This is a genomic window from Auraticoccus cholistanensis, assembly GCF_009742705.1.
Classification (GTDB): domain Bacteria; phylum Actinomycetota; class Actinomycetes; order Propionibacteriales; family Propionibacteriaceae; genus Auraticoccus; species Auraticoccus cholistanensis.
Map to the genome: position 1 here is coordinate 212,818 of NZ_WPCU01000010.1, position 17,090 is coordinate 229,907.

Consider the following 17,090-nt stretch of genomic DNA (forward strand, 5'->3'; position numbering starts at 1 on the left):
ATGAAGATCGAGCTGAAGTCCACCAACTCCTCGAGGGTGGCCAGTGCGCTGATCAAGGCCCGCCGCAGCGCCGGTAGCCCCACCACGGGCATGGTCATGACGCTGATCGTCGTCACCGACGGCCGCGGCTACCAGCGGGCCGCGGAGGCGGCGCTGTCGGCCAGCCGCGAGCACCCCTGCCGGCTGCTGCTGGTGGTCAGCTCCACCAGCACCAAGACCTCCGGGCTGGACGCGGAGATCCACCTGGGCGAGCAGGTGCCCGGTGAGACCGTGGTGCTGCGGATGCGCGGCGAGGTCGCCGAGCACCCGGCCTCGGTGCTGCTGCCGCTGCTGCTGCCCGACTCCCCTGTGGTGGCCTGGTGGCCCGGGGAGGCGCCCGTCTCCCTGAAGGACGACCCGATCGGTGCGCTGGCCAACCGCAGGATCACCGACGCCGACGGCACCCAGCACCCCATCGCGACCCTGGAGCAGCGCGCCGCCCACCACGGGCCGGGCGAGACCGACCTGACCTGGACCCGGCTGACCCCGTGGCGCGGGCTGCTGGCCGCGGCGGTCGACCAGTACCCGGCCACCTTCTCCGCCGCGGCGGTCGAGGCCAAGCGCGGGCACGCCGGCGCGCAGCTGATGGCCGCCTGGCTCGAGAACCGCCTCGGTCTGGACGTGCAGGTCCGCGGCACCCGCGGTCCCGGCATCACCGGTGTGCGGCTGACCACGGCCGCCGGGGACATCTCGATCACCCGCGACGACGGCCTGCTCGCCGAGTACTCGGTGCCGGGTCAGCCCCGCCGGCTGGTGGCGCTCAAGCGCCGCGACACCGAGGAGCTGATCGCCGAGGAGCTGCGGCGGATGGACGACGACGACATCTTCGGCGCCGCCGCGAGGACGCTGGTCGTCCGCGCCGAACGGGGCCGGGCCGCGGCCTCGCCCGGCCGTGGCAAGAAGAAGAGCACCGCCCGCAAGACGGCCGGGAAGAGCACGGCCCGTCAGCAGGGTGCGCCGGACCAGGCGCCCGGCTCGCGACGCTCCGGAGCGCGAGGGGGCGCGCCCCGGACGTCGCCACGCAAGACGACGGCCTCCCCCGCCACCGAGGGCCCCGGTGCTGGTGGGAGCGCCACCGTGGAGGAGAACTCCTCCACGACCGCCCCGAGCAGCTAGGAGACACCCGTGTCGACCCGCACCATCGTGCACAGCGACCCCGACGCCCTGGTGACGGGGGCCGCCGGACGGCTGCTGGAGAGGTTGTCCGTCCTGCAGTCCACCGACGGCGTGGCGCAGCTGTGCCTCACCGGCGGACGGATCGCGAACCGCATCTACCGGGGGCTGGCCGAGCAGCTGCCCGGCTCCCCCCTCGACGGCACCCGCGTGGAGCTGTGGTGGGGCGACGAGCGCTGGGTGCCGACCGAGCACCCCGACCGCAACGCCGGCGAGGCGCTGGCCATCCTGGCGCCCACGCTGGCGATGGACCCGTCCCGGGTGCACCCGATGCCGGCCGCGGACGGCAACGTCTCGATCGAGGACTCCGTCGACGGCTACGCCGCCGAGCTGGGCGAGACCACCTTCGACATCTGCCTCCTCGGTGTCGGGCCCGACGGGCACGTCGCCTCCCTCTTCCCGGGCCACCCGGGGCTGGAGTCGCCGACCGGGGCCAAGGTGATCGCCGTGCACGACTCCCCCAAGCCGCCGCCGGAGCGGCTCAGCCTGAGCCTGGCCACCCTCAACCGCTCCCGCGAGGTCTGGTTCGTGGTCAGCGGTGCGGACAAGGCCGAGGCGGTCCGCCGGGCCCACGACGGCGACCTCGAGGTGCCGGCCGCCCGGGTCCGCGGCCGCGAGGCGACCGTCTGGCTCATCGACGAGGACGCCGCCTCGCTGCTCTGAGCGCCGACCGGCACGACCCGGCGGGCGGCACGGGCCGGGGACGCGACGAGGCCCCGGGGTGCTCCCCGGGGCCTCGCGGCGTGGTGGTGCCTCAGCTCAGTAGATGACCTCGCCGGCGGCACGGCGGGCCTGCAGCGCCTCCAGGGCCTCGGCCAGGATGGCGGCCGCCTCCTTGTCGGAGCGGCGCTCCTTCACGTAGGCCAGGTGGGTCTTGTACGGGGTGATCTTCGGCGGGGGCGGCGGGTTCTCCGAGTCCAGGTTGGCCGGCAGCCCGCAACGGGGGCAGTCCCACGTCTCGGGTGCCTGGACGTCGGCGGCGAACGCCGGCCGGGTCTCGTGGCGGTTGGAGCAGAAGTAGGAGACGTAGAGCCGCGGTGCGGCGTCGCCCCGCTCGGCCTCGCCCATCGGTCCTGCTCCGACGCGGCTACCTTTGATGGCGCTTCCACCAGCCACTGTGCGCAACTCCTCGAGTCTTGGGGTGTCCCGTCCGCCGGGGCGGTCGGGTTGGGATGTCCGGGAGGCTCCCGGCAGCCGACGGCCTCAGATGCTCCAGCGGTAGAGCACCAGCAGCGTCAGGATCGAGAGGAACCACACCAGCCCGAGGCCGATGGTGATCCGGTCGAGGTTCCGTTCGGCCACCGACGTGCCGCCCATCGAGGTGGACATGCCACCGCCGAACAGGTCCGACATGCCGCCGCCACGACCCTTGTGCAGCAGCACGGTCAGCGCGAGCAGGCCGCTCGTCACCACCAGGACGATGGACACGGTCATCTGGGGCCAGGTCACCGAGTCACCTTACTCCACGGCACGGGCATTCGGACAAACGACAGCACAGGTCAGCCCAGGCCCGGCAGGTCGTAGAAGCGGGCGATGGCGGCGAACTCGTCGACCACCAGGCTGGCGCCGCCGACCAGGCAGCCGTCGACGTCGGGCTGGGCCATGATGTCGACCACGTTGGAGGACTTCACCGACCCGCCGTAGAGCACCCGCACCTGCTCGGCGACCTCCGGCCCGTGCTGCTCGGCCAGCCAGCCGCGGATGGCGGCGCACACCTCCTGGGCGTCGTCGGGGGTGGCGACCTCACCGGTGCCGATCGCCCACACCGGCTCGTAGGCGATCACCACCGAGGCCACCTGCTCGGCGCTGAACCCGGCCAGCGCGCCGGCCACCTGGGCCAGCGTGTGCGGCACGTGCTGACCCGCCTGACGGACCTCCAGCCCCTCGCCGACGCAGATGATCGGGGTGATGCCGGCGGCCAGCGCCTTGGCGGCCTTGGCGCCCACCAGCTCGTCGGACTCGCCGTGGTACTGCCGGCGCTCGCTGTGGCCGACGGCCACGAAGCTGCAGTTGAGCTTGGCCAGCATGGACGCCGACACCTCGCCGGTGTAGGCGCCGGAGTCGTGCGCGGAGACGTCCTGGGCGCCGAAGCCGATCGCCAGCCGGTCGCCCTCCACCAGCGTCTGCACGGTGCGCAGGTCGGTGAACGGGACCAGCACCACGACCTCGCTGCGGGCGGGGTCGTGCTTCTTGTCGCTGAGGGTCCAGGCCAGCTTCTGCACCAGCCCCGTCGCCTCGACGTGGTTCAGGTTCATCTTCCAGTTGCCGGCCATCAGCGGCGTGCGGGTCATCAGGGTCCTTCGCGGGGAGTCGGGTGGGTGTGCGGGAGGCGGGCTCAGCCCTCGAGGGCGTCCAGACCGGGGAGCTGCTTGCCCTCCAGGTACTCCAGGCTGGCACCGCCGCCGGTGGAGATGTGGCCGAAGTCGTCGTCGGCGAAGCCGAGCGCGCGGACCGCGGCGGCGGAGTCCCCGCCGCCGACCACGCTCAGGCCGTCGACCCGGGTGAGCGCCTCGGCGACGGCGCGGGTGCCGCCGGCGAAGGCCTCCCACTCGGCGACGCCCATCGGGCCGTTCCAGAACACCGTCCTGGCCGAGGCGATCGTCTCGGCGAAGCGGGCCGCGGACTCCGGGCCGATGTCGAGACCCAGCTGGTCCTGCGGGATCGCGTCGGCGGCGACCACGGTGGGCGGCGCGTCGGCGGCGAAGGCCGGCGCCACCACGATGTCGGTGGGCAGCACGATCTGCTTGCCGGTGCGCTCGGCCTGCTCCAGGTAGCCGCGGACGGTGTCGAGCTGGTCCTCCTCGAGCAGGCTGCGGCCCACCGGGTGGCCCTGGGCGGCCAGGAAGGTGAAGACCATGCCGCCGCCGACCAGCAGCGTGTCGGCGGTCTTCAGCAGGTTGTCGATCACGGCCAGCTTGTCCGACACCTTGGCCCCGCCGAGCACGACGGCGTAGGGCCGCTGCGGCTCGGTGGTGAGCCGCTGCAGCACCTCCACCTCGGCCTGCACCAGGCCGCCCGCGGCGCTGGGCAGCAGCCGGGCCACGTCGTAGACGGAGGCCTGCTTGCGGTGCACCACGCCGAAGCCGTCGGAGACGAAGACGTCGCCGAACTCGGCGTAGCGGCGGGCCAGCCCGGCGCGCTCGGCCTCGTCCTTGGACTCCTCGGCCGGCTCGTAGCGGACGTTCTCGAGCATCGCCACGTCGCCGTCGGCCAGCCCCTCCACCACCTGGCGGGCGGACTCGCCCACCACGTCGGCCGCGAGGCGGACGTCGGTGCCCAGCAGCTCGCCGAGCCGCGCGGCGGCCGGGGCCAGGGAGTAGCGGGGGTCGACCTTGCCCTTGGGACGGCCCAGGTGGGCCATCACGACGATGCGGGCCCCGGCCCGGCGGAGCTGTTCCAGGGTGGGCACCGAGGCGCGGATGCGGCCGTCGTCGGTGATCGCGCCGCTGTCGTCGAGCGGCACGTTGAGGTCGCAGCGCACCAGCACGCGCTGGCCGGAGAGGTCTCCGAGGTCGGCGAGGGTCTTCACCGGGTTCTCCTTGGGTGGTCGGGGGCGGGGGCGGGAGGCGCGGCGCCGTCACGGGGCGCCGCGCCCCCGCCCCAGGGGTCGGTCAGAGGTTGGAGCCGACCAGCACGGTCAGGTCGACCAGGCGGTTGGAGTAGCCCCACTCGTTGTCGTACCAGCCGACGACCTTGACCTGGTCCCCGATCACCTTGGTGAGGCCGGCGTCGAAGATGCAGGAGGCCGGGTCGGTCTCGATGTCCTTGGAGACGATCTCGTCCTCGGTGTAGACCAGCACGCCCTTCATGGCGCCCTCGGCGGCGGCCTTGACGATCGCGTTGACCTCCTCGACGGTGGTCTCGCGGGAGGCGGTGAAGGTGAGGTCGGTGGCCGAGCCGGTGGGCACCGGCACGCGCAGCGCGTAGCCGTCCAGCTTGCCCTTCAGCTCCGGCAGCACCAGCGAGACGGCCTTGGCCGCACCGGTGGTCGTCGGGACGATGTTGAGGGCGGCGGCGCGGGAGCGGCGCAGGTCCTTGTGGGGGCCGTCCTGCAGGTTCTGGTCCTGGGTGTAGGCGTGGATGGTGGTCATCAGACCGCGCTCGATGCCCAGGCCGTCGTGGAGCGCCTTGGCCATCGGGGCCAGGCAGTTCGTGGTGCAGGAGGCGTTGGAGATGATGGTGTGCGCCGCCGGGTCGTAGGCGTCGGAGTTGACACCCATCACCACGGTGATGTCCTCGTTCTTCGCCGGGGCGGAGATGATGACCTTCTTGGCGCCGCCGTCGACGTGGGCGCGGGCCTTCTCGGCGCTGGTGAAGATGCCGGTGGACTCGATCACCACGTCGGCGCCGATCTCGCCCCACGGCAGGGCGGCGGGGTCGCGCTCGGCGAAGGCGGCGAAGGTGTGCTCGCCGGCGGTGATGGAGGTGTCGTCGAAGGTGACCTCACCGGGGAACCGACCCAGGATCGAGTCGTACTTGAGCAGGTGGGCCAGCGTCTTGTTGTCGGTCAGGTCGTTCACCCCGACCACCTGGACGTCGGCGCCGGAGGCGACCAGGGCCCGGAAGAAGTTCCGGCCGATGCGGCCGAAGCCGTTGATTCCAACCTTGACGGTCATGCGTTCGATCTCCTTCGAGCTGTGGATCGGCGGGATCGCGGAGCCACGTGCTGCGTGCGGCACCCGGCGACGTCGTCAGCCTAACGGCCGCTCCCGACCGCGTCCGCACCGCCCACCAGGTGGTATATACCAGTTGCCCGGCTGGTTCGTACCAGGCGTCAAGTGGGCGTCTCGCGGCCTCAGGCGTCCTCGAGCAGCTCCGGGCTGACGCTCGCCTCGGTGCTGGGGATCCCCAGCTCGGCGGCCCGCTTGTCGGCGGTGGCCAGGAGACGCCGGATCCGTCCGGCCACGGCGTCCTTGGTCAGCGGCGGGGTGTGCATCTGACCCAGCTCCTCCAGGCTCACCTGCTTGTTCTGCAGCCGCAGCAGACCGGCCTCGCGCAGGTGGTCGGGGACGTCGTCGCCGAGGATCTCCAGGGCGCGCTCGACCCGGGCGCCGGCGGCCACCGCGGCGCGGGCGGAGCGGCGCAGGTTGGCGTCGTCGAAGTTGGCCAGCCGGTTCGCCGAGGCCCGGACCTCGCGCCGCATCCGCCGCTCCTCCCAGGCCAGCAGCGTCTCGTGCGCGCCCATCCGGGTCAGCAGCGCGGCGATGGCGTCGCCGTCGCGGACGACCACCCGGTCGACCGCACGGACCTCGCGGGCCTTGGCCGGGATCTGCAGCCGGCGGGCGGCACCCACCAGCGCCAGCCCCGCCTCGGGCCCGGGGCAGGTGACCTCCAGCGACATCGAGCGACCCGGCTCGGTCAGCGACCCGTGCGCCAGGAAGGCGCCGCGCCAGGCGGCCACGCAGTCGCACAGCCCGCCGCCGACCACCTGCGGGGGCAACCCGCGGGCGGGCCGGCCGTGGGAGTCGACCAGCCCGGTCTGGCGGGCCAGCGCGTGGCCGTCCTTGACCACCCGGACCACGTAGCGGGTGCCGCGCCGCAGCCCGGCGCCGCTGACCACCGCCATCTCGCTCTGGTGGCCGAAGACGTCCAGGATCGCGGTGCGGAGCCGCCGGGCGGCCGCACCGGTGTCCAGCTCGGCCTCGATCACGATGCGGCCCGCGGCGATGTGCAGACCGCCGGCGAAGCGGAGCATGGTGGCGACCTCGGCCCGGCGGCAGCAGGGCTTGCTGACCCCGATGGTCGCCAGCTCCGCCTTCACCTGCTGAGTCATCGCCATTCGCGCATCCTGCCACACCGGGGGTAGCCGCTCCGAGCCGTCACAGCCCCATCACCTCGGCGTAGGCCGCGGCCAGCCGGAGCGCGTCGTGACGGGCGCTGCCGTCGCGCATCGCCACGTCGGCGCGGACCAGCCGGCCGCCGAGCGAGGCCACGTAGGACTCCAGGTGCGGGTCGTCCTCGACCGTCTGCTCGTCGGCCAGCACGACGTCGATCCGCAGCCTCGGGGCGTGGTCGGCCAGCATCTCCAGGTGCCGGGAGGGGCTGAACCCGCGGGTCTCCCCCTCGGGGCTGAGGTTGAGGGTGAGCACCCGCCGGCAGCGGGCGGTGACCAGCGCGTCGGCCAGCTCGGGGACCAGCAGGTGCGGGATCACCGAGGTGAACCACGACCCCGGCCCCAGCACCGCCCAGTCGGCCTCGCGGATGGCCTCCAGGCACTCCGGGCGGGCGGGCGGGTCCGCCGGCACCAGCCGCACCGCGGCCACCTCGCCCTCGGTGGAGGCCACCGTCGCCTGCCCGCGCAGGGTGCTGATCTCGTCCGGGGCCACCGGGTCGAGCCCGATCACGTCGGCCTCGATCTGCAGCGGCACCGAGGCCATCGGCAGCACCCGGCCGCGGGCGCCGAGCAGCTGGGCCACCATGTCCAGCCCGGCCACCGGGTCCTCCAGCTGCTGCCACAGGCCGGCGATCAGCAGGTTGCCGATGGCGTGCCCGCCGAGCGGACCGTCCCCGGTGAACCGGGCCTGCAGCACGTCGGCCCAGGTGCGTCCGACCGGGTCGTCGTCGCAGAGCGCGGCCAGCGCCATCCGCAGGTCCCCCGGCGGCAGGATGTCGAACTCGCGCCGCAGCCGCCCCGACGAGCCGCCGTCGTCGGCCACGGTGACGATGGCGGTGAGCTGGTCGGTGAGGTGCTGCAGCGCGCGCAGGTTGACCGCCATGCCGTGACCGCCGCCGAAGACGACCACCCGCGGCCGGGGGCGGAAGGCCGCGGTGCTCACTCGAGCCCCAGGTCCCGGTGCAGCACCCGCACCGTCATGGTGCTGCCGGAGAGCCGACGGCCCAGCTCGGTGGCCATCGCCGTGCTGCGGTGCTTGCCGCCGGTGCAGCCGATGGCCACGGTCAGGTGGTGCTTGCCCTCACGCAGGTACCCCGGCTCGACCAGCCGGACCATCCCCTCGAGCTGGTCGAGGAAGGGCCCGGCGCCGTCCTGGCCCAGCACGTAGTCGCGCACCTCGGGCTCCAGCCCGGTCTGCGGTCGCAGCTCGGCCACCCAGTGCGGGTTGGGCAGGAAGCGGACGTCCACCACCATGTCGGCGTCGGTGGGGACCCCGTTCTTGAAGCCGAAGGAGAGCAGCAGCACCCGCAGCTCCTCGGCCCGTTCGGAGGCGAAGAAGTGCGCCACCCGGCTGGCGGTCTGGTGCGGGTTCAGGCCGCTGGTGTCGACCACCACGTCGGCGACCGAGCGCAGGTCGGCCAGCAGCGAGCGCTCCACCCGGACGCCGTCGGCCAGCCGGCCGTCGCCCTGCAGCGGGTGCGGGCGGCGGGCCGAGGACTGCCGCTTGACGATGGTCTCGTCGGTGGCGTCGAGGAAGAGCACCTCCGGGCGCAGACCGCGGTGCTCCAGGTCGTCGTACATGGTGGGCAGCTGCTCGAACAGCGTCCAGGAGCGGACGTCGAGGACCACCGCCAGCCGCTCCACCCCGGCCTTCTCCACCTGGGTGCACAGGTCGTCCAGCATGGCCGGCGGCAGGTTGTCCACGACGTACCAGCCGAGGTCCTCCAGCGCGTGGGCCGCCGTGCTCCGCCCGGCACCGCTCATCCCGGTCACCACCAGCACGCGGAGCTCAGTCACGGGGCCAGTGTGCCAGTCCCCCGGGGCCGTTCTCACAGCGCCGGCCGCCGGCTGTGCGGGGATGGTTACTCCTGTTTCACGCGGGCCGTCGGTACCCGAAACACCGCTCGGCGAGGCTCGGCACGGCTCGACCCGACCGGGCGGGCGACGTGTCCGAAGGAGCAGCGATGTCCGCACCCACCCGCGAGGCGGCGACACCGGCGACCAGCACCCGCCCGGCGGCCCGGACCCGACGGGGCCGCTGGCTGACCGACTGGGACCCCGAGGACGAGGCCGCCTGGGCCGCCGGTGGCCGGTCCGTGGCCCGGCGCAACCTGCTGGCCTCGATCGTCTGCGAGTTCCTCGGCTTCTGCGTCTGGGCGCTGTGGAGCGTGGTGGTCCCCCAGCTGCCGGCCGCGGGGTTCGACCTCAGCGTCGACCAGCAGTTCTGGCTGATCGCGCTGCCGGCCCTGGTCGGCGCGGCGCTGCGGATCCCCTACACCTTCGCCGTCCCGCTCTTCGGCGGGCGCACCTGGACGGTGGTCTCGGCGCTGCTGCTGCTCCTCCCGGTGGCCGCCCTGACCTGGGTGGTGGGACGGCCCGGGACCCCGTTCGGCGTGCTGCTGGCCGTGGCCGCGCTGGCCGGGCTGGGAGGCGGCAACTTCGCCTCCTCGATGACCAACATCACCTTCTTCTTCCCCGAGCGGGAGAAGGGGCGGGCGCTGGGCGTCAACGCCGCCGGCGGCAACCTCGGCACCGGCGTCGTGCAGCTCGCGGTGCCGGCGATCATCACCATCGGCGCGGGCGTGCAGCTGCAGCGGATCGGGCTGGTGCTGGTGCCGCTGGTCCTGCTGGCCGCCGTGCTGGCGTGGCGGAGCATGGACAACCTGGCCTCCGTGCGGGCCGACTACCGCTCCTTCGCGCTGGCCGCGGCGCAGCGCCACACCTGGATCATCTCCTTCCTCTACGTCGGCACCTTCGGCTCCTTCATCGGCTACTCCGGCGCCTTCCCCACCCTGCTCAAGACCCAGTTCGTCGGCGCCAGCCCGGCGCTGGCCTTCCTCGGCGCCCTGGTCGGCGCCCTGAGCCGGCCCCTCGGCGGCATGCTCGCCGACCGGCTCGGCGGCGCCCGGGTGACCATCGGCTCCTTCGGGCTGCTCACGGCAGGCGCGGGAGGCGCCCTGGTCGCCCTGGCCCAGCACAGCTTCGGGCTCTTCTTCGCCTCCTTCATGGTGCTGTTCCTCGGCACCGGGCTGGGCAACGGCGCCACCTACCGGATGATCCCCGCGGTCTTCCGGGCCACCGCCCTGGCCCGCGGCGGGGACGTGGCCGTGGCCCGCAAGGCGGCGGCCGGCTGCCTCGGCATCGCCGGCGCCGTGGGCGCCTTCGGCGGCTTCCTGATCCCCCGCGGGTTCGCGGTCTCGACCACCGCGACCGGGTCGGTCGCGGCCGCGATCATGTGCTTCCTCATCGCCTACCTGGTGATGGCCGCGCTGACCTGGGCGGTCTACCGCCGGCCCGGCTCCGCGCTGGCCGGGGAGTCGATCTGAGCCCGATGGACGTCACCGAGGCCGTCGCCACCCACTGCCCCTACTGCGCGCTGCAGTGCGCCCAGTCGCTGACCCCCACCCCGACCGGGGTCGAGGTCGCCCCGCGCGACTTCCCCACCAACCGCGGCGGGATGTGCCAGAAGGGCTGGACCTCCGCTGCGCTGCTGCAGACCCCGGACCGGCTCACCAGCCCGCTGCTGCGGGTCGACGACGAGCTGGTCGCCGTCGACTGGGACACCGCCCTGGACCACCTCGCCGCCCGGCTGAGAGCCGTCCGGGCCGAGTCGGGTGCCGACGCGGTGGCGGTCTTCGGCGGGGGCGGGCTGACCAACGAGAAGGCCTACCAGCTGGGCAAGTTCGCCCGGCTCGCCCTCGGCACGGCCAACATCGACTACAACGGCCGCTTCTGCATGTCCAGCGCCGCCGCCGCCGCCAACCGCTCGCTGGGGATGGACCGCGGTCTGCCCTTCCCGCTGGAGGACCTGCGCGGTGCGCAGGCCGTGCTGCTGCTGGGCAGCAACCTGGCCGAGACCATGCCGCCCAGCCTCAACCACCTGGCCGCCGTGCGGGCCCGGGGAGGGCTGGTCGTGGTCGACCCGCGGCGCAGCGCCACCGCCGCGCTGGCCGCCGACGACGACGGCGTGCACCTGCAGCCGGTACCGGGCACCGACCTGGCGGTGCTGCTCGGCCTCACCCACGTGGTGCTGCGCGACGGGCTGGCCGACCGGGACTACCTGCACGGGCGCACCAGCGGCCTCGACGCCCTCGCCGCCGCGGTCGCGGCCTGGTGGCCCGAGCGCGTCGAGCAGGTCAGCGGCGTGCCCGTGGCGGCCCTGGAGCGGGCCGCGCACCGGCTGGCCGCCGCCGCCCCGGTGCACGGCGGGGACGGCGCCTACGTGCTGACCGGACGGGGCGTGGAGCAGTCCAGCCAGGGCACCGACACCGTGACCGCCGCGATCAACCTGGCGCTGGTGCTGGGGCTGTGCGGACGGGTCGGCAGCGGCTACGGCGCCGTCACCGGGCAGGGCAACGGCCAGGGCGGCCGCGAGCACGGGCAGAAGGCCGACCAGCTGCCCGGCTACCGCTCGATCACCGACCCCGACGCCCGGGCCCACGTGGCCGGCGTCTGGGGCGTGGACCCGGCCACCATCCCGGGCCCGGGTCTGCCGGCGGTGCAGCTGCTGGCCGCGCTGGGCACCGCCGGCGGACCCCGGGCGCTGCTGGTGCACGGGGCGAACCTGCGGATCAGCGCCCCCAGCGCCGGGGACGTCGCGCGCCGGCTCGCCGCCCTCGACCTGCTGGTGGTGTGCGACTTCGTGCTCTCCGAGACCGCCGCCCTGGCCGACGTGGTGCTGCCGGTCACCCAGTGGGCCGAGGAGGAGGGCACCATGACGTCGCTGGAGGGCCGCGTGATCCGGCGTCGCCGGGCGCTGCCGCCGCCGGCCGGGGTCCGCAGCGAGCTGCAGGTGTGGGCGGAGCTGGCGGCCCGGCTGCGGGCACCCGGGCGCTGGGACACCGACCCGGCCGCCGTCTTCGACGAGCTGGCCCGGGCCAGCGCGGGCGGGCGCGCCGACTACTCGGGGCTGAGCCACGCCCGCCTGGACGGCGCCGAGGCGCTGTTCTGGCCCTGCCCCGCCACCCCGGCCGGGGCGCCGGAGCACCCGGGCACGCCACGGCCCTTCCTGGACCGCTTCCCCACCCCGGACGGGCGGGCCCGCCTGGTGCCGGTCGACCACCGCGGCCCGCAGGAGCGGCCCGGTCCCGGCCACCCGCTGCACCTGATCACGGGCCGGGTGCTGCAGCACTACCAGTCCGGCGCCCAGACCCGCCGCGTGCCCGAGCTGGCCGCCGCCCAGCCCGAGGCGTTCGCCGAGCTGCACCCGCTCACCGCCGACCGGCTGGGGGTCGGCGACGGCGACCGGCTGCGGCTGCGCAACCGCCGCGGCGAGGTGCTCGCCCGGGCGCGGATCAGCGCGGCGATCCGTCCCGACACGGTGTTCGTGCCCTTCCACTTCGCCGGCGCGGGCAGCGTCAACGAGATCACCAACGACGCCCTCGACCCCGTCTCGAGCATGCCGGAGTTCAAGGTCTGCGCGGTCGACGTCGTGGCCGAGGACGACCCCGCCCCGCACGCCGGGGCACCGGTGGAAGGAGCAGCGCGGTGACGCGGGTGGTCGTGGTGGGCAACGGCATGGTGGGGTCGCGCTTCGCGGCCGAGCTGACCGACGGCGACGGCGGCCGGTTCCGGGTCACCGTGCTGGGGGCCGAGTCGGCGCAGCCCTACAACCGGGTGCTGCTGAGCCAGCTGGTGGCCGGCCAGTACGGGCCCGAGGCGCTCGCGCTGCCCTCGGCCGCCTCGGAGCGGGTGCGCGTGCACGGCGGCACGGTGGCGCTCGCCGTCGACCGTCAGGACCGCAGCGTGCTCGCCTCCGACGGCTCCCGGCACCGCTACGACTTCCTGGTGCTCGCCACCGGGGCCGCGGCCCGGGTGCCCGCCCTGCCGGGGCTGGACCCGTGGCCGCGGGGGGTGCACGCGCTGCGCACCCGCGACGACGCACTCGCCGTCGTGGCCGCCACCGCCGAGGCCCGCTCCGCGGTGGTGCTCGGCGCCGGGGTGCTGGGGGTGGAGACCGCGGTGGCGCTCTCCCGACGGGGGCTGCCGGTCACCGTGGTGCACCCGGCGCCCACCCTGATGGACCGCCAGCTGGACGCCGGGGCCGGACGGGTGCTCGCCGCCAGCCTGGCCCGGCTGGGGATCGAGCACCGCGCCGGGGTGCCCGCCCGTCGGGTCCGCACCCGCGACGGCCGGCTGACCGGGCTCGACCTGGACGACGCCTCGGTGCTGCCGGCGGACCTGCTGGTGGTCTGCACCGGCACCCAGCCGCGGACGGACCTGGCCCGGGCCGCCGGCCTGCCGGTGGGACGCGGGGTGCTGGTCGACGACCGGCTGGCCAGTCCGGCCGACCCCCGCGTCTTCGCCGTCGGGGACTGCGCGGAGCCGCCGGAGGGCGCCACCGGGCTGGTCGCCCAGGGCTGGGAGCAGGCCGCCCGGCTGGCCGCGCGGCTGCGGGCCACCGGCACCGGGCCGGGAGCCCTCCCCCGCCGGCGGGACCGGGTGGCCGACGACGTGGTCAAGGTCAAGGCCGCCGGGCTCGACGTGGTCACCATGGGGGTCTCCGGCGCCCGCGTCGGCGACCCGGCGCTGCGGACCCTGCGGCTGAGCGACCCCGACGCCGGCCGGCACGTCGAGGTGGTGGTGTCCGGCCAGCGGCTGGTGGGGGCGACCTGCCTCGGCGACGCCGAGGTGGCCGCGGAGCTGCTGGCCTGCTACACCCGCGGCACACCGGTGCCGGCGGACCCGGCCCGGCTGCTGCTGACGCCGCTGGCCGCCGTGGCCGCCCCGCGCCCGGCGGTCACCGAGCTGGCCGAGGACGCCGTGGTCTGCCGGTGCAACGGCGTGGACCGGCGCACCATCGACCGGGCCTGCCGCGAGGGCGCCACCACGGTCGAGGAGGTCGCCGCCCGGACCCGCGCCGGGACCGGCTGCGGCGGCTGCCGGGCCGACGTCTGCGCCCTCGTGGAGGCCCTCGCCCCGGTGCCGGCCGGCACCTCACCGCAGCCCGGCCCGGGCTGTGAGAAGAGCGTTACCGCCGTGTCACCGCTGGCGTCGGCCGCTGTGACGTCGGCTCGTTAGCGTCCCGACATGCCCCAGGAGAAGGACCGGCCCGAGGAGATCGACGTGCAGGACCAGACCCCGCCAGACCCCGCGGACACCACCGCCGACCGGCCGCGCCGCCTCGTGGTGGTCGGTGCCGGCATGGTCGCCCACCGCCTCGTGGAGGCGCTGCTGCAGCGCGACACCACCGGGGCCTTCACCGTCACCGTGCTGGGCGAGGAGGAGCACCCGCCCTACGACCGGGTCGGCCTCACCTCCTTCTTCGCCGGCCGCGACGCCGAGCAGCTCGCCCTGGGCGACCCCGCGCTGTGGGACGACGACCGGGTCGACCTGGTCCTGGGCAGCCGGGTCACCGGGCTCGACCGCGCCGCCCGCACGGTGACCACCGCCACCGGGCAGGTGCACCGCTACGACGAGCTGGTGCTGGCCACCGGCTCCAGCGCCTTCGTGCCCCCGGTCGCCGGCGCCGACCTGCCCGGGGTCTTCGTCTACCGCACCCTCGACGACGTCGCCCGGCTGCAGCGCTGGGTCCGCGACCGGGCGGAGCAGCACGACCGGCCGCTGCGCGGCGCCGTCGTCGGCGGCGGCCTGCTCGGTCTGGAGGCGGCGGGGGCGCTGCAGTCCATGGGCGTGCACAGCACGGTCGTCGAGTTCGCGCCGCGGCTGATGGCGGTGCAGGTGGACGAGGCCGGCGGCCACGCCCTGCAGCGGATCATCACCCGGCTCGGGATCGAGGTCCGCACCAGCACCGCCACCACGGCCATCACCGCGGGCCCCGACGGCGCGGTGGCCGCCATGACCTTCAGCGACGGCTCCAGCACCGACGTGGACGTGGTCGTGGTCGCCGCCGGCATCAGGCCCCGCGACGAGCTGGCCCGCGCCGCCGGGCTGGCCGTCGGCCCCCGCGGCGGGCTGGTGGTCGACGACGCCTGCCGCAGCGAGGACCCGCACGTGTCGGCCGTCGGCGAGGTGGCCTGCATCCGCGGCGCCACCCTGGGTCTGGTCGCCCCCGGGTACACGATGGCCGAGATCCTGACCGACCGGCTGCTCGGCGGGCAGGCCACCTTCCCCGGCGCCGACACCTCCACCAAGCTCAAGCTGCTCGGCGTGGACGTCGCCTCCTTCGGCGACGCCTTCGCCGCCACCCCCGGCGCCCTCGAGGTCGTCTACGCCGACCCGGCCGCCGGCGTCTACAAGAAGCTGGTGCTCTCCGACGACGCCGAGGTCCTGCTCGGCGGCATCCTGGTCGGCGACGCCAGCGCCTACGCCTCCCTGCGCCCGATGGTGGGACGCCGGCTCGGTGTGGACCCGGCTGCCTTCCTGCTGCCCGAGGGTGCGGCGGCCGGCCCGGCCGGGCTGGAGCTCCCCGACGAGGCGGTGGTCTGCTCCTGCAACAACGTGACCGCCGGGGCCGTCCGGTGCGCGGTGTCGGAGCAGGGCGCCTGCGACCTCGCCGCCGTGAAGGGCTGCACCCGGGCCGGCACCAGCTGCGGCTCGTGCCTGCCGAGCGTCAAGAAGCTGATGACCACCGAGCTGGAGAAGTCGGGGCTGACGGTCAGCAGGGCGCTCTGCGAGCACTTCGAGCAGACCCGCGCGGAGCTGTTCGAGATCGTCCGGGTCACCCGGCTGACCACGTTCAGCGAGATCATCTCCCGGCACGGGCGTGGCCGCGGCTGCGACATCTGCAAGCCGGTGGTGGCCTCGGTCCTGGCCTCGCTCGGGGGCGGGCACATCCTGGCCGGTGAGCAGGCGGCGCTGCAGGACACCAACGACCACGTGATGGCCAACCTGCAGAAGGACGGCTCCTACTCGGTGGTGCCCCGCATCCCCGGCGGGGAGGTCACCGCGGAGGGCCTGATCGCCATCGGCGAGGTCGCCCGCGACTTCGGGCTGTACACCAAGATCACCGGCGGCCAGCGGATCGACCTGTTCGGGGTCCGGCTGGAGCAGCTGCCGGCGGTGTGGCGGCGGCTGGTCGCGGCCGGGTTCGAGTCCGGTCACGCCTACGGCAAGTCGCTGCGGACGGTGAAGTCCTGCGTCGGGTCCACCTGGTGCCGCTACGGGGTGCAGGACTCGGTCGGGCTCGCGGTGGCCCTCGAGCTGCGCTACCGCGGCCTCCGCTCCCCGCACAAGCTCAAGCTGGGGGTCTCCGGCTGCGCCCGGGAGTGCGCCGAGGCCCGCGGCAAGGACGTCGGCGTGATCGCCACCGAGCAGGGCTGGAACCTCTACGTCGGCGGCAACGGCGGCGCCACCCCGCGCCACGCCCAGCTGCTGGCCGCCGACCTGGACAACGACACCCTGGTCCGCACCGTGGACCGCTTCCTCATGTACTACGTGCGCACCGCCGACCGGCTGCAGCGCACCGCCGCCTGGCTGGAGGAGCTGGACGGCGGCCTGGACCACGTCCGCGAGGTCGTGGTCGAGGACGCGCTGGGCATCGGCGCCGACCTGGAGCAGGCGATGGCCGCGCACGTCGACGGCTACGCCGACGAGTGGGCCGCGGTGCTGGCCGACCCCGAGCAGCTGCGCAAGTTCACCGCCTTCGTCAACGCCCCCGACCACGTCGACGAGTCGCTGCAGTACGTCCCCGAGCGCGGCCAGATCCGGCCCGCCACCCCGTCCGAGCGCACCGGCGGCGCGGTCCTGATCGCCGGTGCCGAGCTGGAGGTCCGCCGATGAGCCTGGATGCCGCACCCGAGTCCCTGCTGGCCGTCTGCCGGCTGACCGACCTGGTCCCCGAGCGGGGGGCGGCGGCGCTGGTGGACGGGGAGCAGGTGGCGCTGTTCCGGATGGTCGACGACGAGGTGCTGGCGGTGCAGCAGCTCGACCCCTACTCCGGCGCCAACGTGATGTCGCGGGGCATCGTCGGCACCCGCGGCGAGGCCTGGACGGTGGCCTCGCCGATGTACAAGCAGGTCTTCGACCTGCGCACCGGGGAGTGCCTGGACACCCAGGGCCGCGAGCCGCGGCGGCTGCGCACCTGGCCGGTGCGGTGCCGCGACGGCGTGGTGCTGCTCGCCCGCGGCCCGCGGGAGGGTTGAGC

The 17,090-nt window shown here is 74.8% G+C and carries 15 protein-coding genes; 7 read left to right on the forward strand and 8 right to left on the reverse strand.

Annotated features, from left to right (window positions below; all coding sequences use genetic code 11):
• Together GC722_RS14540 and pgl are read left to right on the forward strand one after the other, a co-directional pair.
• Entirely contained in the window at window positions 1–1,155 is a 1,155-nt protein-coding gene (locus GC722_RS14540; RefSeq protein ID WP_156611374.1) for a glucose-6-phosphate dehydrogenase assembly protein OpcA, read from the forward strand.
• A 9-nt stretch (window positions 1,156–1,164) separates the two neighbouring features.
• On the forward strand, window positions 1,165–1,875 hold the full coding sequence (gene pgl / locus GC722_RS14545) for a 6-phosphogluconolactonase (RefSeq protein ID WP_331714876.1): 711 nt from the start codon (window positions 1,165–1,167) through the stop codon (window positions 1,873–1,875).
• A gap of 96 nt (window positions 1,876–1,971) precedes the next feature.
• Here the strand turns inward: pgl and GC722_RS14550 are convergent, their stop codons facing one another.
• The 8 genes from GC722_RS14550 to rapZ all read right to left on the reverse strand — a co-directional run bounded on the left by GC722_RS14550 (window position 1,972) and on the right by rapZ (window position 8,842).
• Window positions 1,972–2,328 (reverse strand): RNA polymerase-binding protein RbpA, encoded by a 357-nt coding sequence (locus GC722_RS14550; protein ID WP_331714877.1) that lies wholly within the window; start codon window positions 2,326–2,328, stop codon window positions 1,972–1,974.
• An 87-nt stretch (window positions 2,329–2,415) separates the two neighbouring features.
• The gene (gene secG / locus GC722_RS14555; protein WP_156612044.1) at window positions 2,416–2,646 is read right to left on the reverse strand and encodes a preprotein translocase subunit SecG; all 231 of its coding nucleotides are present in this window, start codon (window positions 2,644–2,646) and stop codon (window positions 2,416–2,418) included.
• Between the two features lie 65 nt (window positions 2,647–2,711).
• Window positions 2,712–3,503, reverse strand: a complete 792-nt coding sequence (tpiA, locus tag GC722_RS14560) for a triose-phosphate isomerase (RefSeq protein ID WP_156611378.1) — start codon at window positions 3,501–3,503, stop codon at window positions 2,712–2,714.
• A gap of 44 nt (window positions 3,504–3,547) precedes the next feature.
• Complete coding sequence (locus tag GC722_RS14565) at window positions 3,548–4,741, reverse strand: phosphoglycerate kinase (RefSeq protein WP_331714878.1); 1,194 nt, start codon at window positions 4,739–4,741, stop codon at window positions 3,548–3,550.
• A gap of 82 nt (window positions 4,742–4,823) precedes the next feature.
• Window positions 4,824–5,828, reverse strand: a complete 1,005-nt coding sequence (gene gap / locus GC722_RS14570; RefSeq protein WP_156611380.1) for a type I glyceraldehyde-3-phosphate dehydrogenase — start codon at window positions 5,826–5,828, stop codon at window positions 4,824–4,826.
• 179 nt (window positions 5,829–6,007) lie between these two features.
• On the reverse strand, window positions 6,008–6,991 hold the full coding sequence (gene whiA / locus GC722_RS14575) for a DNA-binding protein WhiA (protein ID WP_156611382.1): 984 nt from the start codon (window positions 6,989–6,991) through the stop codon (window positions 6,008–6,010).
• A gap of 40 nt (window positions 6,992–7,031) precedes the next feature.
• Window positions 7,032–7,988: a gluconeogenesis factor YvcK family protein gene (locus GC722_RS14580; RefSeq protein WP_331714879.1), complete on the reverse strand. Its 957-nt coding sequence runs from the start codon at window positions 7,986–7,988 to the stop codon at window positions 7,032–7,034.
• Window positions 7,985–8,842 carry an RNase adapter RapZ gene (gene rapZ, locus GC722_RS14585; protein ID WP_331714880.1) on the reverse strand — a complete coding sequence of 286 codons (858 nt, stop codon included), beginning with the start codon at window positions 8,840–8,842 and terminating at the stop codon, window positions 7,985–7,987. Before rapZ ends, GC722_RS14580 begins: the two co-directional genes overlap by 4 nt.
• Before the next feature lie 167 nt (window positions 8,843–9,009).
• Between rapZ and GC722_RS14590 the strand changes: the two genes are divergently transcribed.
• The 5 genes from GC722_RS14590 to nirD are packed head-to-tail and all read left to right on the forward strand — an operon-like array spanning window position 9,010 to window position 17,088.
• Complete coding sequence (locus GC722_RS14590) at window positions 9,010–10,371, forward strand: MFS transporter (protein ID WP_156611383.1); 1,362 nt, start codon at window positions 9,010–9,012, stop codon at window positions 10,369–10,371.
• A gap of 5 nt (window positions 10,372–10,376) precedes the next feature.
• The gene (locus GC722_RS14595) at window positions 10,377–12,536 is read left to right on the forward strand and encodes a molybdopterin oxidoreductase family protein (protein ID WP_156611385.1); all 2,160 of its coding nucleotides are present in this window, start codon (window positions 10,377–10,379) and stop codon (window positions 12,534–12,536) included.
• Window positions 12,533–14,065, forward strand: coding sequence for an FAD-dependent oxidoreductase (locus tag GC722_RS14600; protein ID WP_197430184.1), 1,533 nt, complete (start codon window positions 12,533–12,535; stop codon window positions 14,063–14,065). The genes GC722_RS14595 and GC722_RS14600 overlap by 4 nt, the downstream gene beginning before the upstream one ends.
• A gap of 9 nt (window positions 14,066–14,074) precedes the next feature.
• Window positions 14,075–16,726 carry a nitrite reductase large subunit NirB gene (gene nirB / locus GC722_RS14605; RefSeq protein WP_156611387.1) on the forward strand — a complete coding sequence of 884 codons (2,652 nt, stop codon included), beginning with the start codon at window positions 14,075–14,077 and terminating at the stop codon, window positions 16,724–16,726.
• Complete coding sequence (gene nirD / locus GC722_RS14610; RefSeq protein WP_156611389.1) at window positions 16,723–17,088, forward strand: nitrite reductase small subunit NirD; 366 nt, start codon at window positions 16,723–16,725, stop codon at window positions 17,086–17,088. Before nirB ends, nirD begins: the two co-directional genes overlap by 4 nt.
• Window positions 17,089–17,090: the final 2 nt, after the last annotated feature.